General features: G+C 69.4%; 30 protein-coding genes. 14 read left to right on the top strand and 16 right to left on the bottom strand.

Going from position 1 to position 25,550, the window contains the following annotated elements; translation table 11 throughout:
• Window positions 1-64: 64 nt before the first annotated feature.
• Entirely contained in the window at window positions 65-925 is an 861-nt protein-coding gene (gene rsgA, locus QTH87_RS09820; protein WP_286609062.1) for a ribosome small subunit-dependent GTPase A, read from the top strand.
• Here the strand turns inward: rsgA and hisC are convergent, their stop codons facing one another.
• The 7 genes from hisC to rpsP all read right to left on the bottom strand — a co-directional run bounded on the left by hisC (window position 926) and on the right by rpsP (window position 6,043).
• Window positions 926-2,011: a histidinol-phosphate transaminase gene (hisC, locus tag QTH87_RS09815; RefSeq protein WP_286608724.1), complete on the bottom strand. Its 1,086-nt coding sequence runs from the start codon at window positions 2,009-2,011 to the stop codon at window positions 926-928.
• Window positions 2,008-3,009 carry a CobD/CbiB family protein gene (locus tag QTH87_RS09810; protein WP_286608723.1) on the bottom strand — a complete coding sequence of 334 codons (1,002 nt, stop codon included), beginning with the start codon at window positions 3,007-3,009 and terminating at the stop codon, window positions 2,008-2,010. Before QTH87_RS09810 ends, hisC begins: the two co-directional genes overlap by 4 nt.
• Window positions 3,010-3,042: 33 nt before the next feature.
• Window positions 3,043-3,759, bottom strand: coding sequence for a CoA pyrophosphatase (locus QTH87_RS09805; RefSeq protein ID WP_286609061.1), 717 nt, complete (start codon window positions 3,757-3,759; stop codon window positions 3,043-3,045).
• 172 nt (window positions 3,760-3,931) lie between these two features.
• Window positions 3,932-4,315 carry a 50S ribosomal protein L19 gene (rplS, locus tag QTH87_RS09800; protein WP_286608722.1) on the bottom strand — a complete coding sequence of 128 codons (384 nt, stop codon included), beginning with the start codon at window positions 4,313-4,315 and terminating at the stop codon, window positions 3,932-3,934.
• A 111-nt stretch (window positions 4,316-4,426) separates the two neighbouring features.
• Window positions 4,427-5,173: a tRNA (guanosine(37)-N1)-methyltransferase TrmD gene (gene trmD, locus QTH87_RS09795; RefSeq protein ID WP_286608721.1), complete on the bottom strand. Its 747-nt coding sequence runs from the start codon at window positions 5,171-5,173 to the stop codon at window positions 4,427-4,429.
• Window positions 5,174-5,208: 35 nt separating this feature from the next.
• Entirely contained in the window at window positions 5,209-5,763 is a 555-nt protein-coding gene (gene rimM / locus QTH87_RS09790) for a ribosome maturation factor RimM (protein ID WP_286608720.1), read from the bottom strand.
• Window positions 5,764-5,779: 16 nt separating this feature from the next.
• Window positions 5,780-6,043 carry a 30S ribosomal protein S16 gene (rpsP, locus tag QTH87_RS09785; RefSeq protein ID WP_028248676.1) on the bottom strand — a complete coding sequence of 88 codons (264 nt, stop codon included), beginning with the start codon at window positions 6,041-6,043 and terminating at the stop codon, window positions 5,780-5,782.
• Window positions 6,044-6,206: 163 nt separating this feature from the next.
• Here rpsP and QTH87_RS09780 point away from each other — a divergent pair, with 163 nt between their 5' ends.
• Both QTH87_RS09780 and QTH87_RS09775 read left to right on the top strand, forming a co-directional pair.
• Entirely contained in the window at window positions 6,207-6,728 is a 522-nt protein-coding gene (locus tag QTH87_RS09780) for a GNAT family N-acetyltransferase (protein ID WP_286608719.1), read from the top strand.
• Window positions 6,725-7,171 (top strand): TM2 domain-containing protein, encoded by a 447-nt coding sequence (locus tag QTH87_RS09775; protein WP_286608718.1) that lies wholly within the window; start codon window positions 6,725-6,727, stop codon window positions 7,169-7,171. The genes QTH87_RS09780 and QTH87_RS09775 overlap by 4 nt, the downstream gene beginning before the upstream one ends.
• A gap of 65 nt (window positions 7,172-7,236) precedes the next feature.
• Here QTH87_RS09775 and QTH87_RS09770 read toward each other — a convergent pair whose 3' ends face one another.
• The 5 genes from QTH87_RS09770 to hda all read right to left on the bottom strand — a co-directional run bounded on the left by QTH87_RS09770 (window position 7,237) and on the right by hda (window position 11,809).
• Window positions 7,237-8,247: an inorganic phosphate transporter gene (locus QTH87_RS09770; RefSeq protein WP_286608717.1), complete on the bottom strand. Its 1,011-nt coding sequence runs from the start codon at window positions 8,245-8,247 to the stop codon at window positions 7,237-7,239.
• A 15-nt stretch (window positions 8,248-8,262) separates the two neighbouring features.
• Window positions 8,263-8,907, bottom strand: coding sequence for a DUF47 domain-containing protein (locus tag QTH87_RS09765; RefSeq protein WP_286608716.1), 645 nt, complete (start codon window positions 8,905-8,907; stop codon window positions 8,263-8,265).
• 95 nt (window positions 8,908-9,002) lie between these two features.
• Window positions 9,003-9,464, bottom strand: coding sequence for a 2-amino-4-hydroxy-6-hydroxymethyldihydropteridine diphosphokinase (gene folK / locus QTH87_RS09760; RefSeq protein WP_286608715.1), 462 nt, complete (start codon window positions 9,462-9,464; stop codon window positions 9,003-9,005).
• Entirely contained in the window at window positions 9,461-11,104 is a 1,644-nt protein-coding gene (gene pcnB, locus QTH87_RS09755) for a polynucleotide adenylyltransferase PcnB (RefSeq protein WP_286608714.1), read from the bottom strand. Before pcnB ends, folK begins: the two co-directional genes overlap by 4 nt.
• 18 nt (window positions 11,105-11,122) lie before the next feature.
• Window positions 11,123-11,809, bottom strand: coding sequence for a DnaA regulatory inactivator Hda (gene hda, locus QTH87_RS09750; RefSeq protein ID WP_286608713.1), 687 nt, complete (start codon window positions 11,807-11,809; stop codon window positions 11,123-11,125).
• 221 nt (window positions 11,810-12,030) lie between these two features.
• On the opposite strand from hda, the gene purM reads away from it, so the two are divergent.
• The 5 genes from purM (at window position 12,031) to QTH87_RS09725 (ending at window position 16,499) form a co-directional block, all read left to right on the top strand.
• Window positions 12,031-13,071: a phosphoribosylformylglycinamidine cyclo-ligase gene (gene purM, locus QTH87_RS09745; protein ID WP_286608712.1), complete on the top strand. Its 1,041-nt coding sequence runs from the start codon at window positions 12,031-12,033 to the stop codon at window positions 13,069-13,071.
• 13 nt (window positions 13,072-13,084) lie between these two features.
• Complete coding sequence (locus QTH87_RS09740) at window positions 13,085-14,143, top strand: AI-2E family transporter (RefSeq protein WP_286608711.1); 1,059 nt, start codon at window positions 13,085-13,087, stop codon at window positions 14,141-14,143.
• 114 nt (window positions 14,144-14,257) lie between these two features.
• Entirely contained in the window at window positions 14,258-14,836 is a 579-nt protein-coding gene (locus QTH87_RS09735) for an isochorismatase family protein (RefSeq protein ID WP_286608710.1), read from the top strand.
• Entirely contained in the window at window positions 14,833-15,447 is a 615-nt protein-coding gene (locus QTH87_RS09730; RefSeq protein WP_286608709.1) for a DJ-1/PfpI family protein, read from the top strand. Before QTH87_RS09735 ends, QTH87_RS09730 begins: the two co-directional genes overlap by 4 nt.
• On the top strand, window positions 15,432-16,499 hold the full coding sequence (locus tag QTH87_RS09725) for a GlxA family transcriptional regulator (protein WP_286608708.1): 1,068 nt from the start codon (window positions 15,432-15,434) through the stop codon (window positions 16,497-16,499). The genes QTH87_RS09730 and QTH87_RS09725 overlap by 16 nt, the downstream gene beginning before the upstream one ends.
• On the opposite strand, the gene QTH87_RS09720 is transcribed toward QTH87_RS09725, so the two are convergent.
• The 3 genes from QTH87_RS09720 to murJ form a co-directional block, all read right to left on the bottom strand.
• Window positions 16,496-16,915, bottom strand: coding sequence for a bleomycin resistance protein (locus QTH87_RS09720; protein WP_286608707.1), 420 nt, complete (start codon window positions 16,913-16,915; stop codon window positions 16,496-16,498). The genes QTH87_RS09725 and QTH87_RS09720 overlap by 4 nt on opposite strands.
• Complete coding sequence (locus QTH87_RS09715; RefSeq protein ID WP_286608706.1) at window positions 16,915-17,766, bottom strand: SirB1 family protein; 852 nt, start codon at window positions 17,764-17,766, stop codon at window positions 16,915-16,917. The genes QTH87_RS09720 and QTH87_RS09715 overlap by 1 nt, the downstream gene beginning before the upstream one ends.
• A 61-nt stretch (window positions 17,767-17,827) precedes the next feature.
• On the bottom strand, window positions 17,828-19,393 hold the full coding sequence (gene murJ / locus QTH87_RS09710; RefSeq protein WP_286608705.1) for a murein biosynthesis integral membrane protein MurJ: 1,566 nt from the start codon (window positions 19,391-19,393) through the stop codon (window positions 17,828-17,830).
• 118 nt (window positions 19,394-19,511) lie between these two features.
• Between murJ and rpsT the strand changes: the two genes are divergently transcribed.
• The gene (rpsT, locus tag QTH87_RS09705) at window positions 19,512-19,826 is read left to right on the top strand and encodes a 30S ribosomal protein S20 (RefSeq protein ID WP_286608704.1); all 315 of its coding nucleotides are present in this window, start codon (window positions 19,512-19,514) and stop codon (window positions 19,824-19,826) included.
• Window positions 19,827-19,979: 153 nt separating this feature from the next.
• Here the strand turns inward: rpsT and QTH87_RS09700 are convergent, their stop codons facing one another.
• Complete coding sequence (locus QTH87_RS09700; RefSeq protein ID WP_286608703.1) at window positions 19,980-20,300, bottom strand: DUF3579 domain-containing protein; 321 nt, start codon at window positions 20,298-20,300, stop codon at window positions 19,980-19,982.
• 160 nt (window positions 20,301-20,460) lie between these two features.
• Between QTH87_RS09700 and QTH87_RS09695 the strand changes: the two genes are divergently transcribed.
• From QTH87_RS09695 to kynA, 5 genes are all read left to right on the top strand, one after another.
• Window positions 20,461-21,666: an aspartate aminotransferase family protein gene (locus QTH87_RS09695; RefSeq protein ID WP_286608702.1), complete on the top strand. Its 1,206-nt coding sequence runs from the start codon at window positions 20,461-20,463 to the stop codon at window positions 21,664-21,666.
• Between the two features lie 58 nt (window positions 21,667-21,724).
• The gene (gene argF / locus QTH87_RS09690; protein ID WP_286608701.1) at window positions 21,725-22,660 is read left to right on the top strand and encodes an ornithine carbamoyltransferase; all 936 of its coding nucleotides are present in this window, start codon (window positions 21,725-21,727) and stop codon (window positions 22,658-22,660) included.
• 83 nt (window positions 22,661-22,743) lie between these two features.
• Complete coding sequence (gene kynB / locus QTH87_RS09685) at window positions 22,744-23,385, top strand: arylformamidase (RefSeq protein WP_286608700.1); 642 nt, start codon at window positions 22,744-22,746, stop codon at window positions 23,383-23,385.
• Entirely contained in the window at window positions 23,382-24,668 is a 1,287-nt protein-coding gene (gene kynU / locus QTH87_RS09680) for a kynureninase (protein ID WP_286608699.1), read from the top strand. Before kynB ends, kynU begins: the two co-directional genes overlap by 4 nt.
• A gap of 19 nt (window positions 24,669-24,687) precedes the next feature.
• A complete protein-coding gene (gene kynA / locus QTH87_RS09675; RefSeq protein WP_286608698.1) occupies window positions 24,688-25,524 on the top strand; it encodes a tryptophan 2,3-dioxygenase in 837 nt (278 codons plus the stop codon).
• Window positions 25,525-25,550: the final 26 nt, after the last annotated feature.

Below are 25,550 nucleotides of genomic sequence, written 5' to 3'. Positions count from 1 at the left end.
CGGCGGCAACGCCGGCGCCGCCCTGCGCGAGGGCCTGGTGGTCGCGAGTCACGGCCGCCACTGCATGGTCGAGACGCCCGAAGGCGAGCGCCTGATCTGCCATCCGCGCGGCAAGAAGAGCCAGGCGCTGGTCGGCGACCGCGTGCATTGGCAGGCGACCGAGGACGAGGGCACGATCGAGAAGGTGCTGCCTCGCAGGAATCTGTTCTACCGCCGCGACGAGATCCGCACCAAGTCCTTTGCAGCCAACCTGGACCAGGTCCTTATCCTGATCGCGGCCGAGCCGGAATTCTCGGAGACACAGCTCACGCGCGCCCTGATCGCAGCCGAGGCCGAACGCATCACGCCGGTGATCGCGCTCAACAAGAGCGATCTGGCGACGCCCTTCGAACGCGCCTGGAGCCGCCTCGCGCCCTATCGCCGCATGGACTATCGCGTGCTGCCGATGTCGCTGCGCGCCGAGGTCGGCGCGGGCCGGGCCGAACTGGACGCGCTGCTGGCCGGCAAGGTCACGCTGGTGCTGGGCCCCTCGGGCGCCGGCAAGAGCACGCTGATCAACCTGCTGGTGCCGGGCGCCAGCGCGCTCACGGGCGAGATCTCGCAGGCGCTCAACTCGGGCAAGCACACGACCACCAGCACCACCTGGTACTGGGTCGATGCGGCGCGCAGCACGGCGCTGATCGATTCGCCGGGCTTCCAGGAATTCGGTCTGCACCACATCGCGCCGATGCAGCTCGCGCAGCTGATGCCCGACATCGCGGCCGAGGCCACGGCCTGCAAGTTCTACAACTGCACCCACCTGCATGAACCGGGCTGCGGCGTGATCGCGCAGGTGTCCACGGCCACGCACGAAGGCAGCATCAGCGCCTCGCGCTACCGGATCTACGGCGAGCTGTTCGCGGAGCTGAGCCAGACGCGGTATTGACTACGCGCCGGCCAGGATATCGCCGAGCGCCGCCACCAGCACCCCGCACTGGTCCCGCGTGCCCACGCTGATGCGCAGATATTGAGCGATGCGCGGCTGCACAAAGTGCCGGACCAGCACCGCGCGCGTGCGCAACCCGGCCGCGAGCGCGGCCGCATCGTGCGCGGGATGGCGCACGAACAGGAAGTTGGCCTCTGAAGGAAGCACCTCGAAACCGAGATCCTCGAGCTGCAATGCGAGCCCTTCGCGGGTGTCGACCACGGCGTCGCGGGTCTGGGTGAACCAGGCCTCGTCTTCCAGCGCCGCGACCGCACCGGCGCTCGCGAGCCGGTCGAGCGGGTAGGAATTGAAGCTGTTCTTGACGCGCTGCAGCGCATCGACGAGATGCGACTGGCCGAGTGCGAAGCCCACGCGCAGGCCGGCCAGCGAACGCGACTTCGACAGCGTCTGCACCACCAGCAGGTTCGGGTGGCGCGCGATCAGCGGCACCGCGCTCCGGCCACCGAAGTCGACATAGGCCTCGTCGACCAGCACCACCCGCTCGGGGTTGGCCTCGAGCAGTGCCTCGATGCGCTCGAGCGGCAGGCCGATACCCGTCGGCGCATTGGGATTGGCGATCACGATGCCGGCACAGCGGCCCGCGCGGGCGCGCGCGGCCAGCGCATCGACATCGATGCGCAGCGCTTCGTCGACCGGCTGCAGTTCGCAATCGATCTGATACAGCTGCGCATAGACGCGATAGAAGCTGTAGGTGATGTCGGGCATCAGCAGCGGCTCGCCCGCATGCTGGAAGAAGGCGAAGAACGCGTGCGCGAGCACTTCGTCGGAGCCGTTGCCCGCGAAGACCTGCGCGGATTCGAGGCCATGGTGCGCGGCGATCGTCTCGCGCAGCGCGGTGGACTCCGGATCGGGGTAGCGCTCGAGGCCCTGCTCGGCGGCGCGCCGGATCGCATCGATCGCGCGCGGCGATGGCGGGTACGGGTTCTCGTTGGTGTTGAGCTTGACCAGGTTCGCGATGCGCGGCTGCTCGCCGGGCACGTAGGGCTCGAGCGCCGCGATCCGCGGGCTCCAGAAGCGGGTGCTCATCCGAGCAGCCGGGCGAGCGTCAGCAGGGCCAGCAGCACCATCCACATCACGACCGAGCGCCACACCAGGCCGACCACGCTGCGCAGGTGGAAGGGCTCGGGCTCGCGCCCCGGCGTGCTGCCGCCATCCACCGCGGCGCCGCCGGCGAAGGATTCGCCGGCCTGGGCGCGCGACAGCGCGTCGGAGACCGGCACGGCGCTGAGCGTGCCCCCGCCGAGGCTCACGTTGACCGCGCCCGAGGTGGCCGCGAGGATCACGCCGTCGTTGCCGTTCGGAAAGCGCCGCGCATCGTTGCGCCAGCAGTCGATGGCTTCCTCGAAGCTTCCGACCACCGCGAAGCCCAGCGCCGTGATGCGCGCCGGCAGCCAGTCGATCGCGTTCCAGGCCCGCGCCGCCGCCTGCTGCACCCAGACGCTCGACGGCTGCATCGAGGCACCGTTCTTGTGGGCCCAGTAGCGCGAGACGAACTCGCTCATGCGATAGAAGACCGCGCCGGCCGGGCCGAGGCCGATCGCCGCGAGGATGGAGAACCAGGCCAGCACGCCGAACACGTGGCGATGGGCCGCGATGACCGAATGCTCGATCACGTGGCGCACGATCTCGCTGCGCGGCAGGCCCGCGGCATCGACCTGCTTCCAGTGGGCCAGCAAGGAACGCGCGAGGGCCTCGTCGCCTTCGTCGAGTGCGTCGCGGATGCCCGTGAAATGGTGGCTGAACTGGCGAAAGCCCAGCGTGACGTAGAGCAGCGCGATGCTCCACAGCACCGCGAACGGCAGGCCGAGCGTGTAGATCAGCAGCCAGTGCACGCCGAGCGCCAGCGCCGTCGGCGTGAGCACGGCGATGCTCCACGCGATCCAGCCGTGGTGCGGCTTGCCGGCGTCGAAGTTGCGGCTGGTCCAGCGCGTCCAGGCGAGCACGCCCCCATACACCGGATTGTTGTAGGCCAGCGGCCGGACCTGCTCGATCAACAGCGCACAGAGAATCGCAAAGAAGCTCATCGGCGGATTCTAGAACCCCGTCGGGGACCGGCTTCAGGCGCTCAGGAAGCGATAGAGATTGCGCAGCATGCCGGCCGTGGCGCCCCACACGTAGCGCTCGTGCGGGCCGTCGCGATAGGGCATCGAGATCCACTCGCGCGACCTGCCTTCGAGGTCGGCGAAGGCATGGCGGTGGTGGTTGGCCGGGTTCATGAGGAAGGACAGCGGCACCTCGAAGGCGTCCCCGACCTCGTAGGGATTGAGCTTGAGCTCGAAGCCCGGATGCACCAGCGCCACCACCGGCGTCACGACGAAGGCCGTGACCGTGGTGTAGGTGGAGAGGCTGCCCAGCACCTCGATGTAGGTCGCCGACAGGCCGACCTCTTCCCAGGCCTCGCGCAGGGCCGCGGCACAGATGTTGGCGTCCTCGGGATCGACCCGCCCCCCCGGGAACGCGACCTGGCCCGAATGGTTCGTCATCTGCGTGCTGCGCTCGGTCAGCAGCACGGTCGGCTCGTCGTGCATCACGATCGGCACCAGCACCGCGGCCTGCGCGGGCGCGCGGTCGAACATGCGCGGCTCGCTGCGCAGTTCAGGCGTCCAGACGGGCGGCATGGCGAATCGCGCACGCAGGGCCTTGGGGGCCATGCGCTGCGAATCGACGGGGGGCAGGTGGCTGTCGACCCCGGTCGCGGGCACCGAGCGCGGGTCGAAGGACCGCAATGCCGGCGTGACGACGGCATTGATGGTTTCGACGGGCGAAGCGCGCATGGCGGGCGGTGGGGTGGTCTTCAAGACAGGTGTTCCCTTGAGTAAAACGCAAAAACCCCGCCATCGCGCCGCGGGGTGTCGAACAAAGTCACGAAGCGGGGCCGCATTTTCGGCACCAATGCAAAAAGCCGCCTCGATCGGCGGCTTTCTGCATGTCCAAGGGGCGCCCTGCTTACTTGGCTGCCGCTGCCGACGGGGCCTTGCCCGGCAGCTTTTCCTTGATGCGCGCCGAACGGCCGCTGCGCTCGCGCAGGTAGTACAGCTTGGCACGGCGGACATCGCCGCGGCGCTTGACTTCGATCTTGGCGATCAGGGGGCTGTAGGTCTGGAACGTGCGTTCCACGCCTTCGCCGCTCGAGATCTTGCGCACGATGAAGCCGCTGTTGAGGCCGCGGTTGCGCTTGGCGATCACGACGCCTTCGTAGGCCTGCAGACGCTTGCGCGTGCCTTCGACCACGTTCACGCTGACGATGACCGTGTCACCGGGCATGAAGTCGGGGATCTGCTTGTTGAGCCGGGTGATTTCTTCCTGCTCGAGAGTCTGGATGAGGTTCATGTTTTCCTGGATTCGATCTTGTCCGCGCTACACAAAAGGCGCCCTGGGAATCCGCCATGCATGAGCGTGGCAAATGGGGCGCGGCCGGCCAGAGGATCGGGGAGCCGACGATTATAGCTTTTTTTTGAGCGCCCGCTCGTCGTCGGCGTTCAGGGCGCCGGCGAGGCGGGCGGCCGCGATCAGTTCGGGGCGCTTGTCCTGCGTGATCGCGAGCCGCTGGTCGCGACGCCAGCGCTCGATCTGCAGGTGGTGGCCCGACAGCAGCGGCGCCGGCACGCCCACGCCGCGCCATTGCTCGGGCCGCGTGTAGTGGGGGCAGTCGAGCAGGCCGTCGAGCGCCGGGTTGAAGCTGTCCTGCACATGGCTGGCTTCGTCGCCCAGCACACCGGGCTGCAGCCGCGCGACCGCATCGAGCAAGGCCATGGCCGGGATCTCGCCGCCCGAGAGCACGAAGTCGCCCAGGCTCAGCTGGTGGGTGACGCGGGCGTCGATGAAGCGCTGGTCGATGCCCTCGTAGCGGCCGCAGACCAGCACCGCGCCGTCGCCGGCCGACCACTGCTCGACCGTCGCGTGGCGCAGCACCTCGCCGGTCGGCGAGAACAGCACCACGGGCGCGGGACCTCCACGCGCCGCCAGCGCCGCATCGAGGCAGGCAGACATCGGCTCGGCCATCATGACCATGCCGGGACCGCCTCCGAAGGGCCGGTCGTCGACGCGCCGGTAGTTGCCCTCGGCGAAGTCGCGCGGATTCCACAGCACGACCTCGACCTGCTTCGATTCGAAGGCGCGGCGCGTGACGCCGCTCGCGAGGAAGGGCGCGAACAGTTCGGGGAATAGCGTGAGGACGTCGAAGCGCATGGGCGCCGGAGGAAGGAGCGGGAGCGCGGTCGCGCTCAGTAGTCGGGCTGCCAGTCGACCGTGATCAGGCGGCCGGCCAGGTCGACCTTGTCGACGAACACCGAGACGAACGGCACCATGCGCTCGACCGGCTTGCCGTCCTCGACGGCGTCGAGCACCAGCGTGGTCTGCGGCCCCGAGGCCAGCAGCTCGCGCACGCTGCCCAGCGCCACGCCTTCACGGTTGACCACCGCGAGACCGATCAGGTCGACCCAGTAGAACTCGTCGACGCCGGCCGTCGGGAAGCTGGAGCGCGGCACGAACACGCGCGCCCCGCGCAGCGCCTCGGCCGCATTTCGGTCGGGCACCGCCTCGGACGAGGCGACGATGACGTCGGAGTGTTCCTTGGCTTCGCGGATCGCGAGCCTGAACGCCTGGTTGCCGGCGGCGCCCGGAGGCTGGAGCAACCAACGCTTGGAAGAGAAGAGCGCCTCGGGCTCGGCGCTGTGGGGCAGGACCTTGAACCAGCCCTTGATGCCCCAGGCATCGGCGATGCGCCCTACTTCGATCGCGTCCGCCGGCAGTTCGGCGGCTTCGAGCGTGGGCAGCATCGCCTGGCTTGCAGGCTCAGGCCGCAGCCTTGGGGGCCGCGGCAGCGGCCTGCTTGATCAGGCGCGTGACCGTGGGCGAGGCTTGTGCGCCGACGCTCTTCCAGTAGGTCAGGCGGTCCTGCGCGATGCGGATGCTTTCCTCGTTTTCCTTGGCGGTCGGGTTGTAGAAGCCCAGGCGCTCGATGAAGCGGCCATCGCGGCGAACGCGCTTGTCCGACACGACGATGTTGAAGAACGGACGGCCTTTGGAACCGCCGCGGGAGAGTCGAATGACGACCATGATTTATCCTTGGGGGTGCAGCAAACCCGATAGAGGCCTGCCCCACAGTGTTCTTCCAGCGCGAGACACGCGACATGGCCACCCGGCCAGCGCACGCTGAAAAGCCCACGATTATAGCCCGCAGTCCCGTTTTCCCCAATTTCTGGCCTCGCCAGGCCCCCGAATGATCCAGATCCGTCCCAGCCGCGACGAAGACGTCGCCGCCATCGCCTCCATCTACGCCCACCACGTGCTGCACGGCACAGGCACCTTCGAGACCGAGCCGCCGAGCGCTGCCGACATGGCTTCGCGCCGCGCCGACGTGCTGTCCAAGGGCCTGCCCTACCTGGTCGCCGAGCGCGACGGCGAACTGCTCGGCTTCGCGTACTGCAACTGGTTCAAGCCGCGCCCGGCCTACCGCTTCTCGGCCGAGGACTCGATCTACCTCGCAGAGGCTGCGCGCGGCCAGGGCCTGGGCGCCAGGCTCCTGGCGGCGCTCGCAGACGCGGCCGAGGCGGCGGGCGTGCGCAAGCTGATCGCGGTGATCGGCGACTCCGCCAACGCGGGCTCGATCGGCGTGCACCGCGCCCAGGGCTTCGGCCACGTCGGGGTCTTCAAGGACTGCGGCTGGAAGTTCGGCGAATGGCGCGATGTCGTGCTGATGGAGAAGACGCTGGGCGAAGGCAGCACCACGCGACCGGAATGAAGAACAAGACCATCGCGGCCTGGCTGGCCTTCCTGGGCGGGCCGCTGGGCCTGCATTGCTTCTACCTGCGCGGTTTCGGCAGCATGCTGGGCTGGCTGCTTCCGATCCCGACTGCGCTCGGCCTCTACGGCATCGAGCGCGTGCGCCTGCACGGCGTCGACGATGGCCTCAGCTGGGCGCTGATCCCGCTGCTGGGCTTCACGATCGCAGGCTGCGCCCTCACCGCCATCGTCTACGGCCTCATGACGCCCGAGAAATGGAATGCCCGCTACAACGCCGGCGCGGGCGCCGACACGGCGGCCGGCAACACCGGCTGGCTCACGATTGGCGCCGTGGTGCTTTCCCTGTTCTTCGGCAGCACGATCCTCATGGCCAGCATCGCCTTCAGCTTCCAGCGCTACTTCGAGCACCAGGTGGAAGAGGGGCGGAAGATCTCGCAATAGCCGCGTCGGTCGGGGCCGTTGGCGCCACCTGACATCGCGATCGCCGGAAATGGCGTTGGCTGGCCCTAGAAGATCTGCAGCCCCAGCCAGTAGGCAATTGCAGCCACGAACGCGGACGCCGGAATCGTCAGCACCCAGGCCCAGACGATGTTGCCCGCCACGCCCCAGCGCACCGCGCTGGCGCGCTGCACCGAGCCGACGCCGACGATCGCGCCGGTGATGGTGTGGGTGGTCGACACCGGGATGCCCAGCGCAGTGGCCAGGAACAGCGTCAGCGCGCCGCCGGTCTCGGCGCAGAAGCCGCCCACGGGCTTGAGCTTGGTGATCTTCTGCCCCATCGTCTTCACGATGCGCCAGCCACCGAACATGGTGCCGAGCGAGATCGCGGCATAGCAGGTGACGATGGTCCAGGTCGGCGGCAGCGCGGCATCGGCGGCTGTGTAGCCGGTCGCGATCAGCAGCATCCAGATGATGCCGATGGTCTTCTGCGCGTCGTTTCCGCCGTGGCCCAGGCTGTAGGCGCCCGCCGAGACCAGTTGCAGCGTGCGGAACCAGCGGTCGACGCGCGAGGGTGTGGCGCGCCTGAAGGCCCAGGCGACCACGATCATCATGAAGGAGCCGAGCAGGAAGCCCAGCAGCGGCGAGACGAAGATGAAGGCCACGGTCTTCCAGATGCCCGCGGCGATCAGCGAGCCGGAGCCCGCCTTGGCGAGCACGGCGCCCACGATGCCGCCGATCAGCGCATGCGACGAGCTGCTCGGAATCCCGTAGTACCAGGTGACGAGGTTCCAGCTGATGGCGCCGATCAGGGCGCCGAAGACCACGTGCACGTCGACCACGCCGGGCGCAACGATCCCCTTGCCGATGGTGGCCGCCACGCTCAGGTGGAACACGAAGATGGCGATCAGGTTGAAGAAGGCCGCGAAGACCACGGCCTGGCCGGGCCTGAGCACCCCGGTCGAGACGACGGTGGCGATGGAGTTCGCCGCGTCGTGGAAGCCGTTCATGAAGTCGAAGGCGATCGCCAGTACGACCAACCCCACCACCACCCAGAGGGCGACCTGAACCGTTGCCATTCGAGCGTCCGGGGATCAGGAGTTCTCGAGGACGATGCCCTCGATGACGTTGGCGACGTCTTCGCATTTGTCGGTGATGGTCTCGAGCAGCTCGTAGATGGCCTTGAGCTTGATCACCTCGCGCACGTCGGGCTCCTCGCGGAACAGCTTGCTCATGGCGCTGCGCATCACGCGGTCGGCGTCGGATTCGAGGCGGTCGATCTCCTCGCAGGTCTTGAGCACGGCCTCGGCCGTGGCCGGGTCGGCGATCTTCGCGAGGAACTTGACCGCGTCCTTCACCCGCTCGCAGCACTTGACGCTGAGCGCCGTGAGCCGCGTGATCTCGTCCGTCATGTGGCGCACGTCGTACAGCGCCATGGTCTCGGCCGAATCCTGGATCAGGTCGGCCACGTCGTCCATGGTGTTGATGAGCTTGTGGATCTGCTCGCGGTCGATCGGCGTGATGAAGGTCTTGTGGATCAGCCGGTTGACGTCGTGCGTGACCCGGTCGGCGGCGCGCTCGGCGTTGTCGACGTCGCGGTTGTACTGCTCGCGAAGATGCAGGTCGTTGTAGTTGGCGACCAGTTGCTCGAAAGCGCGCGCGGCCTCGACGATGCGGTCGGCGTGCTGGTTGAACATCTCAAAAAAATTCCCCTCGCGGGGCAGCAGCTTGCCGAACATGGCGCTCTCCTGGGTTCCCGGCAGCCCCAAGCACATGCTTGTGACGCCATCGTGAAAAATCCGCGCAAGTGTACTGGGCGGGCCGTCCGCCGCCCTTACAGCCGCTCGATCCGCTGGCCGGCCACCTGTGCGAGCTGGTGGGCCGTGACCTGAGCGGGCGCGACTTCCGCGAGCGGCAGCAGCACGAAGGCACGCTCGTTCATGCGCGGGTGCGGCAGCGTCAGGGTGGCGCTGTCGAGCACCGTGTCGCCGTGGCACAACAGATCGAGGTCGAGCGTGCGCGGCGCGTTGCGGTAGGGGCGCTCGCGCCCTGCCTCGGCCTCGAGCCGCTGGAGCTCGGCCAGCAGCGCCAGCGGTGCCAACCCGGTCTCGAGTTCGACCACGGCGTTGATGAAATCGGGCCCGCCCGCATCCACGGGCGCGCTGCGGTAGAGCGAGGAACGCCGGGCCACGCGGGTCTGCGGCAAGGCGTCCAGCGCATCCATCGCCTGCAGCACGGCGGCGCGGGCCTCACCGAGGTTGGCGCCCACCGCGACGAAGGCGCTCCGGAGGCTCATTCGCCGGCCGCTGCGCCGGCCTCGCCACCCTCCGCGCCACCGCCGCCGCCGCCACCGCCACCGGTGCGCGGCTTGCGGCGACGCCGACGCTTGCGCGGCGCATCGACGGCCTCGCCATCGGGCGGCACGGCGCGGGTGTCGTCATCGGCCTCGCCCTCATCGCCGAAGGCCGGCGCGGCCGCCGCGGCGCGGCGCGGGGCCGGCTGCGCCTCGGACGGCGCGCGCGCGGGCACGCGCTGGCGGGTCTTCTTGTGCTGCTCGTCGCGCACCTGGTCCATCAGGTCCTGGCGGCGCAGGTCGTCGGCGGTGCTGAACTCCTGCCACCACTCGGCGATCGCCTCGCTCACCTCGCCGACGTCGGCGCGCAGCCGCATGAAGTCGAAGGCGGCCCGGAAGCGCGCCTGCTCGACCAGGCTGTGGGGCGTGGCGCCGCTGCGCTTGTCGAAGCGCGGCTGCATCATCCAGATCTCGCGCATGTCGCCCGCCAGCTTGCCGCGGCCCGAGACGTCGCCGATGCGCGCATTGAAGACGTCGTCGATCGCGTCCTGCAGCGCCGGGAACGAGGCCTGCGGCCGCTGGCCGTGCCGGCCCTCGAGGCGCTGGGCCCAGCCGTCGCGCACGTCGGCCCACAGCACGCAGGCCAGCAGGAAGCTCGGCGCCACCGGCTTGCCCTCGCCGACGCGGCGGTCGGTGTCCTGCAGCGCGGCCTGCACGAAGGGCTGGTCGGCGCGCTCGACCACGATGTCGAGCAGCGGATAGATGCCGGTCGCGAGGCCGAGCTTGCGTAACTGCGCGACCGTGGCCACCGCATGACCGGTCTGCAGCAGCTTGAGCATCTCGTCGAACAGGCGGCTCTGCGGCACGTCCGACAGGAGCCGGGCCGACGCCACCAGCGGTGCCGCGGTCTTGGGCTCGAGCTTGAAGCCGAGCGCCGCCAGCTTGGCCGAGAAGCGGATGGCGCGAATGATGCGCACCGGGTCTTCGCGGTAGCGGGTGATCGGGTCGCCGATCATGCGCAGCGTGAGCTTCTTGGCGTCCTTGATGCCGTTGTGATAGTCGACCACGACCTGGCTGGCCGGGTCGTAGTACATCGCGTTGACCGTGAAGTCGCGGCGCGCCGCGTCTTCTTCCTGCGGACCCCAGACGTTGTCGCGCAGCACGCGGCCGCTGGCATCGACCGCGTGCTTCATGCCCGCGAGCTCGCCCTTGCTGGTGCGCTCGTTGCCGGCCACCTGCTCGGCGCCGGCGTTGTCCATGTAGGCGCGGAAGGTCGAGACCTCGATCACCTCGTGCTCGCGACCGCGGCCATACACCACGTGCACGATGCGAAAGCGCCGGCCGATGATGAAGGCGCGCCGGAACAGGCTCTTGACCTGCTCGGGCGTGGCGTTGGTGGCGACGTCGAAATCCTTCGGCCGCAGGCCCAGCAGCAGGTCGCGCACCGCGCCGCCGACCACGTAGGCCTCGTAGCCGGCCTGCTGCAGCGTGGTCACCACGTTCTTGGCGCGCTCGTCGACCAGTGCGGGATCGATGCCGTGCACGGAGGCCGCCACTTCCTGGCGCTTGCCGAAGCGGGCCTTGCCGGTGGCGGCCGCGCCCCCGGACTTGCCGAGGAGTTTGTCGATGAAAGTCTTGATCATTGGAGAGTGGGCATCGCCCTATTCGTTTTCGAGCATCGACCGGATCAGCGGGATGGTGATGGCGCGCTGGGTCTGCAGGGCATAGCCGTCGAGCTGCGCCAGCAGCTCCATCAGGCTCCCGAGGTCGCGGCTGAAGCGGTGCAGCATGTAGTCGAGCACCTCGTCGGACAGCAGCACGCCGCGGTCGTCGGCCGCCTGGCGCAGCACCGCGCGCCTCTCGGCCTCGCTCAGCACCTGCAAGTGGAACACATGACCCCAGCCGAGCCGGGTGCGCAGGTCCTCGCGCAGCGGCAGGTCGGCCGGCGGCAGCGCGCCGGCAGCGACCACGCCGCGCTGCAGGCTCTGGGCATTGACGAACCAGTTGAAGGCCGTGTGCTGCTGGATCGCGTTGTATTGGTGCACGTCGTCGAGCAGCACCGCGCTCCAGCGTTCGTCGAACTCGGGTGGGTCGACGGCGGCGGGATCGAGCCAGCCGACGCTCGCACCCTGTTCCCGCAGCGCACCGCGCACCGCGCCAAGCAGGTGCGTCTTGCCGCTGCCGCCCTCGCCCCACAGGTAGGTCGGGACCGGCGAATGCAGGGTCGGGCTGCGTCCGTCGCCGACCCACAGCTGCAGGTGGCGCAGCGCCGGCTCGTTCGGGCCGGCGAAGAAGCCCGCGAGGCTCGGCCCGGTCGCCAGGCCGATGTCGAGCGCGAGCTGCTTCATGCCGCGGCCGCCGGGGGCGGCAGGGACAGCGCGGACGACGCGAAGGAAGGGTTCATGAAGAAATGGCGCAGGACACGGAGTGGCAAGCCGGGCGGGGGCTGGCGGCACCCTTAAAATCGTGTCGAATTCTATCGGCCCGCCCAGATCGGTTGCCGGCCTCATTGTCCTCCTCCTTCGCCCTCCCCCTTCTTCAGCCCCCAGCCATTCAGCCCGGCCCGCCCATGAACTCCAACTCCCAAACCCCGCTCAGCTACAAGGACGCCGGCGTCGACATCGATGCGGGTGACGCGCTGGTCGACCGCATCAAGCCGTTGGCGAAGAAGACGATGCGCGAGGGCGTGCTGGCCGGCATCGGCGGCTTCGGCGCGCTGTTCGAGGTGCCCAAGCGCTACAAGGAGCCGGTGCTGGTGAGCGGCACCGACGGCGTCGGCACCAAGCTCAAGCTGGCCTTCGAATGGAACAAGCACGACACGGTCGGCATCGACCTGGTGGCCATGAGCGTCAACGACGTGCTGGTGCAGGGCGCCGAACCGCTCTTCTTCCTCGACTACTTCGCCTGCGGCAAGCTCGACGTCGACACCGCAGCGGCGGTGGTCGGCGGCATCGCCCGCGGCTGCGAACTCAGCGGCTGCGCGCTGATCGGCGGCGAGACCGCCGAGATGCCCGGCATGTACCCGGCCGGCGAATACGACCTGGCCGGCTTCGCGGTGGGCGCGGTCGAGAAGTCGCTGATCCTCACGGGCAAGGACGTGAAGCCCGGGGACGTGGTGCTGGGCCTGGCCTCGTCCGGCGTGCATTCCAACGGCTTCAGCCTGGTGCGCAAGGTGATCGAACGCGCCGGCGCCGACCTCCCCGCCACGCTCGACGGCCAGCCCTTCCGCGACGCGGTGATGGCACCGACCCGCCTCTACGTGAAGCCGGTTCTCGAGGCGCTGGGCAAGCACCCGATCAAGGCGCTGGCCCACATCACCGGCGGCGGCCTGCTCGAGAACATCCCGCGCGTGCTGCCCGAAGGCACGGCTGCCCACCTCCGCAAGGGCAGCTGGCCGCAGACCGAACTGTTCGCCTGGCTGCAGAAGGTGGCCGGCATCGACGACATCGAGATGAACCGCACCTTCAACAACGGCATCGGCATGGTGGTCGTCATTTCCGAAGCCGAGGCCGAGGCCTGCGCAGCGACGCTGCGGGCGGCCGGCGAATCGGTGCATCGCATCGGCGTCATTGCCGAGCGCGGTGCCGGCGCCGCGGTGGTGGTCGGCTGAAGCGCCCCGCCGCGTGATCGCCACCGCCCCCCCGACCTCGCGTTCCATCGTCACGGCGAGCTACCTGCTGATCGCCGGGGCGCTGCTGCTCGTCATGTGGCAGGGGCTGCTGCCGGGGCTGCTGTGCGTCTGCATCGGCTTCCTCGGCACGCGCTGGATCGTGCGGCTGCTCGACGCCGGCCTGCGCCGGCGCCGCAAGCTCAGCGCCAACGACCCGACCTGGTCCGCGGCCGCGCCCTTTCCGCGCGTGGTGGCCGCCACGCTCGTGATGCTGGCACCCGTGGGGCTGCTGGTGCTGGGCTTCTCCGAGGCGCGCGAGTTCGTTCTCAATGCGCCCGAGCAGTACAAGGAACTGCTCGACTACATCGCGCGCACCGTGCTCGAGCTGCGGCTCAAGCTGCCGCCCGACATCGGCGCCTACCTGCCCGAGGGCTCGGCCGAGGTGCAGCGCGTCGTCGCGGGCTACCTGCGCGCGCAGGCCGGCTCCCTCGCGCTGACCGGCCGCGCCTGGCTCGGTGGCCTGCTGTTCGCCTACGTGGGCCTGATCGTCGGCTCGCTCGCGGCGGTGGCCATCCAGCCGCCTTCGCGCCGGCCGCTGGCGCGCGAGCTGCGCGCGCGCATCGTGCTGTTCGGCGAGGCCTTTGGCCAGATCGTGGCGGCGCAGTTCTGGATCGCGGCCTTCAACACCTTCCTGACCGCCATCTTCCTGCTGTTCCTGCTGCCGCTGTGGCAGATGGAGCTGCCCTACACGCCGGCGCTGATCACGCTCACCTTCGTCGCCGGGCTGGTGCCGATCGTCGGCAACCTGATCTGCAACGCCGTGATCACGCTGGTCGGCCTGTCGGTGTCGCCGCTCACTGCAGCGGTCTGCCTGGCCTTCCTGATCCTGATCCACAAGGCCGAATACCTGATCAACGCCAAGGTGGTCGGCAGCCGCACGCAGATGTCGGTCTGGGAACTGCTGGCCGTGATGTTCGTCGCCGAGGCCGTGTACGGCCCGGCCGGGCTGGTGGCAGCGCCGCTTTTCTATGCCTACCTCAAGAAGGAATTGAAGGCAGCCGCGCTGGTCTAGCGCGGTTTCATGTCTTGAATTGATCGATTCCGGTCCGTGGCAGGGCCGGACGGTACGGCGGCGTGCGTTGACAATCGAGCGCATCATCCCTCTCTCGACAAGGAGCCTGCACCCATGAAGAGCTGTCTGATTGTGATCGACGCCCAGGAGTCGTTCCGCCACCGCCCCTACTTCGACGACCGGCTCGCCAACGACTATCTGGCGGCGCAGAACGCGCTGATCGATGGCTTCGCGGCCGCCGGCGCACCGATCGTGCGGGTCTTCCACGTCGACGGTCCCACGGTGGCAGGCAACCCTTTCGCGGTCGAATCCGGCCACGTTCGGCCGATCGAGGGGCTGGCCGCCTTCGATGCCACGGCCAGCTTCACCAAGAGCCGCCACAGCGCGCTGGTGGGCACCGGACTCGACGTCTGGCTCACGCGCCAGCGCATCGAACGGGTCACGATCAGCGGCATCCGCACCGAGCAGTGCTGCGAGACCACGGCGCGCCACGCCTCGGACCTGGGTTGGCAGGTCGACTACGTGACCGACGCCACGCTCACCTTCGACATGGTTCAGCCCGACGGCCGGCCGCTCTCCGCGGCCGACATCCGGGCCCGAACCGCCACGGTGCTCGATGGCCGCTTCGCGACGGTGTGCGGCGTCGAACGGGCGCTGGAGCGACTGCTCGACGGCCCGCAGGCCGCGCAATGAACGCCGATCGGCCGCTGCGCGTCGCCATCCTCGCCTTCGACGAGGTCGAGGCGCTCGATCTCGCGGGCCCCTACGAGGTCTTCACGACCGCGAGCCGGATGGCGCTGCGCGGCGCGCCGGAGGCACCGCCACCCTTCGAGGTGATCTGCGTCGCGCGCACGGTGACGCCCGTCCGCATGCGAGCCGGACTCACGGTGATGCCCGACCACGATTTCGCCACCGCGCCGACCGCCGATGTGCTGGTCGTCCCGGGCGGCGTGGTCGATGCCGAGATGGCGTGCAGCGAGACGCTGGCCTGGATCGCCGCCGCGGGCCGCGAAACCCGCATCACCGCCTCGGTCTGCACCGGCGCCTTCCTGCTGGCGGCCGCCGGCCTGCTGCAGCGGGAGGCGGTCACCACCCATTGGGAAGACATCGCCGACCTGCGCCGGCGCTTTCCCGCGCTCGCGGTGAAGGAAGGCCCGCGCTGGGTCGACGAGGGGCGCATCGTCACCTCGGCCGGGATCACGGCGGGCATCGACATGAGCCTGCACCTGGTGGCCCGCCTGGCCGGCGAGGCGCTCGCGCTGCGCACCGCGCGGCAGATGGACTTCGCATGGACGCGGGCCTAGGCTGGCGCCGGGCCGCCCCCGGGCGGCCTGCACCCTCTGGGGGCAGCGACCCCCACGCAGCGGGAGAGCGCGGGGGCCATGCCGCCGTCCCGATCCGGGTCGTCTTCGCGCTGCTGCCCCACAGCCTGATCCTCGACTGGGCCGGCCCGGCCGAAGCGCTGCGCATCGCCAACCAGCTGCGCGCGGCGGCCGGCCTACCGCCACCTTTCGAGCTGGTGTTCGCGAGCCCGGAACCCGAGTCGACCACCTCGGTCGGCGTGCGGCTCGCCGGGCTGCAGCCGCTGCCGGCGGCCGAGGTCGGCCCGACGTGGGTGGTGCTGGTCGGCCTGCCGGGCAGCAGCATCGCGGTCGACGGCGCGCCCGCGCGGGCCCTGCTGCACTGGCTGCGCGGCCTGCGGCTCGAGGCCGGACGGCTCGAGCTGGTCACGGTCTGCGCCGGCACGCTGCTGGCGGCGCATGCGGGGCTGCTCGCGGGCCGCCGCGCCACCACGCACCATCACCACCTCGACGAGCTGCGGCAGGTCGAGCCGCGCTGCGACGTGGTCGCCAACAGGGTCTTCGTGTGCGATTCGCCGCTCTACAGCAGCGCCGGCGTGACCACCGGCATCGACCTGATGCTGCACCGCATCGGGGAGGTCTGCGGCGAGTCGATGGCGGCCCGCGTGGCGCAGACCATGGTGGTGGCGACGCGGCGCGGGCCGAACGATCCCGAGCTGTCGCCCTTCCTGGCCCATCGCAACCATCTGCATGCAGCGCTGCACCGGGTGCAGGACGCGGTCAGCGAACAGCCCCAGGCCGCATGGACCGTGCCGCGCATGGCCGAGCTCGCCCACACCTCGCCGCGGCACCTGACGCGGCTGTTCGTCGAGCATGCCGGGGTGGCGCCGCTGGCCTACCTGCGTCGGCTGCGGCTGGCGACCGCCCAGCTCGCGCTGCAGTCGGGCGCCAACGTCACGCGGGCGGCAGAGATGTCGGGCTTCGGTTCCGATACGCAGCTGCGCCGCGCGTGGCGGCAGTTCGGGCTGGCGGGGTCGCCGTCGGCGCCGAGCTAGAGATATCCGCAGAAGCGCAGGATGTGGCCGTCCGGCTCGCGGATGGCGAACTCGCGCAGGCCCCAGGGCTGGGACGTGGGCGGCTCCACCACGGCGACACCGCGCTTGACGTAGGCCTCGTGCAGGCCGTCGACGTCCTGCCCGACGTGGATCACGATCTCGCCACGCCAGGGACTGGCCTCGCGCCGGCCGCACTGCCACAGGCGCAGGTAGACCGGGTCGCCGTAGCTGCGGTCGCCCTTCTTGACGCGCGCGTAGCTGGGCGGCTCGCCCGCGATGAAATCGAGCTCGAAGCCCAGCACGTCGCAGAAGTAGCGCGCGGCACGGGCCGCGTCGGCCACCGGCAGCACCGGCTGGACACCGTGAAACTGGTGCAGGGTCCCGAGGTCGGCCAGCGGCGCCTTGACCGGCTCCATCAGGATGCCGCCCGACGCAGGACGGCGACCTTCTCGGCGATCGCATCGAGGTCGAGCGCCTCCTCGGCATGAGCGAGGTAGGTCTCGAGGTCGCGCACCGCGAGCGCGCTGTTGCCCTGCTCGGCATGCGCGAGGCCGCGGTCGCGGTGCTCGCCCCAGGCCTCGGGGAGCAAGGCGATCAGGCGGTCCTGCACCGCGATGGCGCGCGGCCAGTCTTCCTGGGCCTGGTGGATTTCCTTCAGGTTGCGCAACATGCGGCCGATGATCTCGCGCGGCGTCGCCGGCTGCAGGTACAGGCCCAGCGGCACGTCGAACTCGCCGACCAGGCCGCTGCTGCGCTTGTAGGGCTCGAGCCGCTCGCCGAGCTCCTCGCGCGAGAGCGACTTGCCCGTGAACGGATCGATCACCACCTGCCCCTTGGGCAGCGTGACCTTGAGCATGAAATGGCCCGGGAAGCCGACGCCGCGCGCCTGCAGCCCGAGGCCCTGCGCGAGTTCCATCCACAGCACCGCGAGCGAGATCGGGATGCCGCGCCGCGTGCGCAGCACCGCGTTGAGATAGCTGTTGTCGGGGTCGTAGTAGTCGTTGACGTTGCCGCCGAAGCTCAGGTCGTGGAAGAAGAACTGGTTCAGCGAGCGCAGGCGGTGCAGCGGCGCCGCGTCGGCCGGCAGCCGGCGCTTGAGGCGCGCGAGCAACTGGTCGACATCGCCGAGCACCTGCTGGACGTCGAGCTCGGGGTATTCGTCCTGCGCCAGGCTGGCGGCCGCCTCGAGCAGCGGGAACTGCTCGTCGCTCTTCACGAGCGATTCGAAATACTCCAGGGCGGTGGGCGTCGAGTAGCTGAACGTCATGTGGCTTTGTAGAGGAGCGCGCAGGGACCGTCAAGGCGAGAGCGCGAGCGGCGCGATCCGCTCATCGGCGCATGAAGCTGCGCAGCTTCAGTCCCGTGAGCGCCAGCACCGAGAAATAGAGCAGCCCGGCGCCCGCGATCAGCGCCGCCAGCAGCCCGATGCGCTGCAGCCGGTGCGCCTGCAGGCCGATCCAGTCGAAGTGTCGGTCGCCCCAGACCAGCAGCGCACCGAGCACCGCGGTGGCGACCAGCACCTGCAGCACGAAGCGGCCCCAGCCCGGCGCCGGGCGGTAGCTGCCGCGCCGGATCAGGCCGAACAGCAGCCAGAGCGCATTGACCAGCGCACCGATGCTGATCGTGAGCGTGAGCGCCGCATGCTGCAGGAGCGGCACGAGGAAGACGTTGAGCACCTGCGTCAGCACCAGCACGCCGACCGCGATCAGCATCGGCGTGCGCGTGTCCTGCTTGGCGTAGTAGCCCGGCGCCAGCACCTTGATCGCCACCAGGCCCACCAAGCCCACGCCGTAGCCCATCAGCGCCACGCTGGTGCGCTGCACGCTGGTCGCATCGAAGGCGCCGTTGTGGAACAGCACCGCCACCAGCGGGCGCGAGAACACCAGCAGCGCCAGCGCACACGGCACCGACAGCAGCACCACGATCCGCAGGCCCCAGTCGAGCATGGCCGAATAGCGATCGTCGTCCCGGGCCGCGCGGGCTCCCGCGAGCTGCGGCATCAGCACCACGCCGAGCGCGACGCCGAGCATGGCGGTCGGAAACTCCATCAGGCGGTCGGCGTTGGTGATCCAGCTGACGCTCCCGGTGGCCAGGTGGGAGGCGATCTGGGTGTTGATCAACAGCGAGATCTGGGCCACGCTGACGCCGATCAGCGCCGGCAGCATGAGCCGGCCGACGCGGCGGGTGGTCGGGTCGGCCCAGGCCGCGCGCAGGGCGCCGAAGCTGGCACCGATGCGCGGCAGCATGCCCAGGCCGCGCAGCGCCGGAATCTGGATCGCGAGCTGCAACAGGCCGCCGACCATCACGCCGACGCACTGGGCGTAGATCGGCTCGATGCCCCAGCGGCCGAACAGCGGCGCGCCGAAGACGATGGCCGCGATCAGGCACAGGTTCAGCAGCACCGGCGAGACCGCCGGCACCGCGAACCTGCGCCAGGTGTTGAGGATGCCGCCGGCCAGCGCCACCAGCGACATGAAGCCGATGTAGGGGAACATCCAGCGCGTCATCACCACCGCGGCCTCGAAGCCGTGCGGGTCCTGCTTGAGGCCGCTGGCCATGGACCAGACGAGCAGCGGCGCGCCGACCACGCCGAGCACGCACACCACCACGAGGATCCAGGTCAGCAGGGTCGCGACGTGGTCGACCACCGCCTTGGCGCCGATATCGCCATGTTCGGCCTTGCTGGACGCGAGCACCGGCACGAAGGCCTGGCTGAAGGCGCCCTCGCCGAAGATGCGCCGGAACAGGTTCGGGATGCGGAAGGCGACGTAGAAGGCGTCGGTCATCGCGCTGACGCCGAAAACCGAGGTCATGAGCACGTCGCGCACGAGGCCGGTCACGCGCGAGGCGAGGGTCAGCAGCGAGACGGTGGAGGCGGATTTGAACAGGGACACGGGGCAGAAGTGTATGTGCCGCAGGGTGTAAGCCGGGGCCCCGCTGGCGGACCCGCGCGGCTCGCCTATAATGGAGGGCTTTGCTGCATCATCCCCAAACCCTCAAGGAACACTGAACATGGCATCCGCCAAGCCCAAGAAGAAGAACCCGCGCCTCGCGTCGGGCCGTAAACGCGTCCGCCAGGACGTCAAGCTCAACGCCGCGAACACCTCGCTGCGCTCCAAATACCGTACCGCCGTGAAGAATGTCGAGAAGGCCGTGCTGGCCGGCGACAAGACCAAGGCGGCAGAACTCTTCGCGAAGGCCCAGAGCATCGTCGACACCGTCGCCGACAAGGGCATCTTCCACAAGAACAAGGCAGCCCGCGACAAGAGCCGCCTGTCGGCCAAGGTCAAGGCCCTGGCCCTCGCGCCCGAAAAGGCCGCCGCCTGACGTTTTCAGGCATTAAGCACGGATTGGTTCTCCAGTCCGCCGTTTGATCGGGGTGCGCTGCAGCAAAGTGAAAAACCGCCTTCGGGCGGTTTTTTCATGGGCGCCCGATTCAGGGCTGGGTGCGCGGGTCGCGCGTGCCGCCGGGTTTCTGCCCTATTTCCGGGTCGGATCTTCAGGCACCAGGCAGGCCTCGGCCACCTGCAGCCCGTTGTCTCGCGCGAAATTGACGCAGAAATCCCAGGCCATCGGCTCGGCATTGCGCAGTTCGCTGTTCACGACCACGCACTTGATGCCGTTGATGACCGTCGGCACGCACCACGGCGAGTAGTTCAGGTGGCTGCCGGGCTGCGGCCCGCCGGGCCGGAAAGAGCACATCACGCCCGCCAGGCGCTCGGCCCAGTCGCTCGGACGGAAGGTGCGGCCATCCTGGGTGATGCCCTGGATGAATATTTCTTTGGCGGTGGGAGAAACCATCGGATACGTGAAGTGTGCAGGGCAGATGCTGCGCCGCACAACAATTCTATCCGGCGGTCCCCCGGGCGACAGGCCAGGGGGCATTGCAGTGATGCGGAATCCTCACCGCCGCGGGGAGACCGGCCGCCTAGAATCCGCGTTCCCTTTTCCGGAGATCCGCATGAGCGCCCCTGCCGCCCCCTCGTCGCCCCACGTCATGAACACCTACGGTCGCCTCCCGATCGCGCTGTCGCACGGCCAGGGCTGCCGAGTCTGGGACACCAACGGCCGCGCCTACCTCGACGGCCTGGGCGGCATCGCGGTCAACACGCTGGGCCACAACCACCCCGAACTGGTGCCTGCCCTGCAGGACCAGATCTCCAAGCTGATCCACAGCTCGAACTACTACCACGTGCCCGGCCAGGAGAAGCTCGCCACCAAGCTGACCGAGCTCTCGGGCCTGACCAATGCCTTCTTCTGCTGCACCGGCCTGGAGGCCAACGAGGCGGCGCTCAAGCTGGCGCGCAAGTTCGGCCATGACAAGGGCATCGAGCGGCCCGAGATCGTGGTCTACGAGGCCGCCTTCCATGGCCGCAGCATCGCCACGCTGTCGGCCACCGGCAATCCCAAGGTGCAGGCCGGCTTCGGCCCGCTGGTCGAGGGCTTCATCCGCGTGCCGCTCAACGACATCGAGGCGCTCAAGAAGGCCACCGAGGGCAATCCCAACGTGGTCGCGGTGTTCTTCGAGACCATCCAGGGCGAAGGCGGCATCCATCCGATGCGGCTCGAATACCTGCGCCAGGTGCGCGCGCTCTGCGACGAGCGCGACTGGCTCATGATGATCGACGAGGTGCAGTGCGGCATGGGCCGCACCGGCAAGTGGTTCGCGCACCAGTGGGCCGGGATCAAGCCCGACGTCATGCCACTGGCCAAGGGCCTGGGCTCGGGCGTGCCGATCGGCGCGGTGGTGGCCGGCCCCAAGGCCGCCAACATCTTCGGCCCCGGCAACCACGGCACCACCTTCGGCGGCAACCCGCTGGCGATGCGCGCCGGCATCGAGACCATCCGCATCATGGAAGAGCAGGGCCTGCTCGAGAACGCGGCCAAGGTCGGCGCCCACCTCAAGGCGGCGCTCGAGCGCGAGTTCGCGGGCCTGTCGGGCGTGAAGGAAGTGCGCGGCCAGGGCCTGATGCTCGGCATCGAGCTCGACCGGCCCTGCGGCGTGATCCTGAACCGCGCCTGCGACGCCGGCCTCCTGCTCAGCGTCACGGCCGACAGCGTGATCCGGCTGGTGCCGCCGCTGATCCTCAGCGTGGCCGAGGCCGACGAGATCGTCGCGATCCTGGCGCCGATCGTGAAGGCCTTCCTCGCGGAGCCGGCGCCATGAGCGCCGCCCGGCCGCCCGAAGGCGCTCGCATCGCAGTGCGCAGCACGGAGGTTTTCCCATGAGCGCCGGCAGCCCGCAGCCGATCCGGCACTACCTGCAGTTCTCGGATTTCGATGCCGCCGACTACGCCCACCTGTTCGCGCGCGCGGCGCTGATCAAGAAGAAGTTCAAGGCCTACGAGCGGCACCAGCCGCTGGTCGACCGCACGCTGGCGATGATCTTCGAGAAGGCCTCGACCCGCACCCGCGTGAGCTTCGAGGCCGGCATGTACCAGCTCGGCGGCAGCGTGGTGCACCTGACCACCGGCGACAGCCAGCTCGGCCGCGCCGAGCCGATCGAGGACAGCGCCAAGGTCATCAGCCGGATGGTCGACCTGGTGATGATCCGCACCTTCGAGCAGACCAAGATCGAGGCCTTCGCTGCCCATTCGCGGGTGCCGGTCATCAACGGCCTGACCAACGAGTTCCATCCGTGCCAGATCCTGGCCGACATCTTCACCTACATCGAGCACCGCGGCTCGATCGCGGGCAAGACCGTGGCCTGGGTCGGCGACGGCAACAACATGGCCAACACCTGGCTGCAGGCCAGCGAGATCCTCGGCTTCAAGGTGCATGTGAGCACGCCGAGCGGCTACGAGGTCGACCAGTCGATCGCCGGCCTGCGCTCGGGCGACAGCTACGAGGTCTTCAGGGACCCGATGGAAGCCTGCCGCGGTGCCGACCTGGTGACCACCGACGTCTGGACCAGCATGGGCTACGAGGCCGAGAACGAGACCCGTCGCACCGCCTTCGCCGACTGGTGCGTCGACACCGAGATGATGCGTGCCGCCCAGCCCGACGCCCTCTTCATGCACTGCCTGCCCGCCCACCGCGGCGAGGAAGTCGAGGCCGACGTGATCGACGGCCCGCAGTCCGTGGTCTGGGACGAGGCCGAGAATCGCATGCATGTGCAGAAGGCGCTGATGGAGTTCCTGCTGCTCGGCAAGGTCGCCTGAGACACGGATCGCGTACGCGCCGTTTCAGGCGCTGTTGGAAATAACCGACACCACGACCCATGGCGCGGCGCTACCTTTGCGCCATGCCACGTCTCTGGGATATCTCTCCCCCCGTCCATGAAGGCGCGCCGGTGTTCCCCGGCGACACGCCCTACCGCCAGCGCTGGGCCGCGACCATCGCGCCTGGCTGCCCGGTCAACGTCAGCGAGATCACGCTCTCGCCGCACGTCGGCGCCCATGCCGACGCGCCGCTGCACTACGACCCGGCCGGCGCGACCATCGGCAACGTCGATCTCGCGCCCTTCCTGGGCCGCTGCCGGGTGATCCACGCGATCGAACGCGGCCCGCTGATCGAATGGGCGCACATCGCGCACGCGCTGGCCGACCTGCCGCCACGCGTGCTGGTCCGCACCTACCGGCAGGCGCCCGTCGACCGCTGGGACGGCGCCCTCGCCGCCTACGCGCCCGCCACCATCGAGCGCCTCGCGGGCCTCGGCGTCAGGCTGGTGGGCATCGACACCGCGAGCATCGATCCGGCCGACAGCAAGACCCTCGACAGCCACCAGGTGATCCGCCGGCTCGACCTGCGCGTGCTCGAGAACCTGGTGCTCGACGACGTTCCCGAGGGCGACTACGAACTCATCGCGCTGCCGCTCAAGCTCGTGAGCGCCGACGCCTCTCCCGTGCGCGCCGTGCTGCGCGAACTCCCACCAGGAACCCCATGAATCTCGACGACTGCCGCCGCCTCGATGCCGAGGACCCGCTGGCCGCCCTGCGCGCCCAGTTCCATCTGCCCGAGGGCGTCATCTACCTCGACGGCAATTCGCTCGGCGTGCTGCCCCGGGCCGCGCCCGCGCGCATCGCCGAGGTGGTCGCCAGGGAATGGGGCGACGGCCTGATCCGCTCGTGGAACACGGCCGGCTGGTTCGACCTGCCGCAACGCCTGGGCGACAAGCTCGCGCGCCTGATCGGCGCCGCGCCCGGCGAGGTGGTGTGCACCGACAGCACCTCGATCAACCTTTACAAGGTGCTGTTCGCGGCGCTGAGCCAGGTGCTGCAGGCCAGCCCCGCGCGCCGCGTGGTGCTCAGCGAGCGCAGCAACTTCCCGACCGATCTCTACATCGCCGAATCGCTGTGCCGCGAGCGTGGCTTCACGCTGCGGCTGATCGAGGCCGACGAACTGCCTGCAGCGCTGAACGACGAGGTCGCCGTGCTGATGCTGACCCACGTCAACTACCGAACCGGCGCGATGCACGACATGAAGGCCGTGACCGCCGCGGCCCACGCGGTGGGTGCGCTCACGGTGTGGGATCTCGCGCACAGCGCGGGCGCGGTGCCGGTGGCGCTGAACGACAGCCAGGCCGACTTCGCGATCGGCTGCGGCTACAAGTACCTCAACGGCGGCCCGGGTGCGCCGGCCTTCGCCTGGGTCCACACGCGCCATGCGGGGCAGTTCATGCAGCCGCTGTCGGGCTGGTGGGGCCACGCGGCGCCGTTCGAGTTCACGCCGCACTACCGGCCCGCGCCGGGCGTGGCCCGCTACCTCTGCGGCACGCAGCCGATCATCGCGCTGGCGGCGCTCGAATGCGGCCTCGACACCGTGCTCGCGGCCGCCGATTTCGACGGCGAGCGCGGCGCGATGGCCGCGTTGCGTCAGAAGTCGCTGGCCCTGACCGATGCCTTCATCGCGCTGGTCGAGCAGCGCCTGCCGGGCCGCTTCCAGCTCGTGACGCCGCGCGACCCGGCGCGGCGCGGCTCGCAGGTCTGCCTGGCACTGCAGGATGGCGGCCCGGGCGCCTACGCGATCGTGCAGGCGCTGATCGCACGCGGCGTGATCGGCGACTTCCGCGCCGGCGATTCGCAGATGCCCGACATCCTGCGCTTCGGCTTCACGCCGCTCTACCTGGGCTTCGAGGACGTGTGGGGCGCGGTCGAGCACCTGGTGCAGGTGATGGAGACCGACGAATGGAAGCGGCCCGAATTCAACCAGAAGCTCGCGGTCACCTGAGCGCCCGGAGCGGAAACCCATGAGCACCGAGAAGATCGTCCACGAGGAAAAGGCGCAGCTCGACTTCAGCGCCTCGATGAGCTACAGCGACTACCTGAGCCTCGACCAGATACTCAACGCCCAGCACCTGCGTTCGCCGGCCCACGACGAGCTGCTGTTCATCGTTCAGCACCAGACCAGCGAGCTGTGGATGAAGCTCATGCTGCACGAGCTGCGCGCCGCGATCCGCGGCATCGCCACGGACGACCTGCAAAGCGCCTTCAAGATGCTGGCGCGGGTCTCGCGCATCATGGAGCAGCTGGTCCACGCCTGGGACGTGCTGGCCACCATGACGCCACCCGAGTACAGCGCGATGCGGCCCTACCTCGGCGCCTCGAGCGGCTTCCAGAGCTGGCAATACCGCTGCATCGAATTCGCGCTCGGCAACAAGAACGCCGCGATGCTCAAGCCGCACTCGCACCGGCCCGAGCTGCTGGCCGAGGTCGAGGCCGCCTGGCGCGCGCCCTCGCTCTACGACGAGGCGCTGCGCCTGCTCGCGCGCCGCGGCCTCGCCGTGCCGGTCGACCACCTCGAGCGCGACTGGACCCAGCCCTACCCCGAGAGCGATGCGGTGGAGCAGGCCTGGCTCGTGGTCTACCGCGATCCGAAGCAGCACTGGGACCTTTATCAGCTCGGCGAGGAACTGACCGACCTCGAAGACGCCTTCCGCCTCTGGCGCTTCCGCCACGTGACCACGGTCGAGCGTGTCATCGGGTTCAAGCGTGGCACCGGCGGCACCGGCGGCGTAAGCTACCTGCGCAAGATGCTGGACGTGGTGCTGTTTCCCGAGATCTGGAAGCTGCGCACCGACCTGTGAGCTGCCCGGAGCTGTTCGCTCGCGGG

Origin of the sequence: Variovorax jilinensis (genome assembly GCF_030316885.1) — a bacterium.
Classification (GTDB): Bacteria; Pseudomonadota; Gammaproteobacteria; order Burkholderiales; family Burkholderiaceae_C; genus Variovorax; species Variovorax jilinensis.
This window is presented reverse-complemented; position numbering and strand designations above follow the sequence as displayed.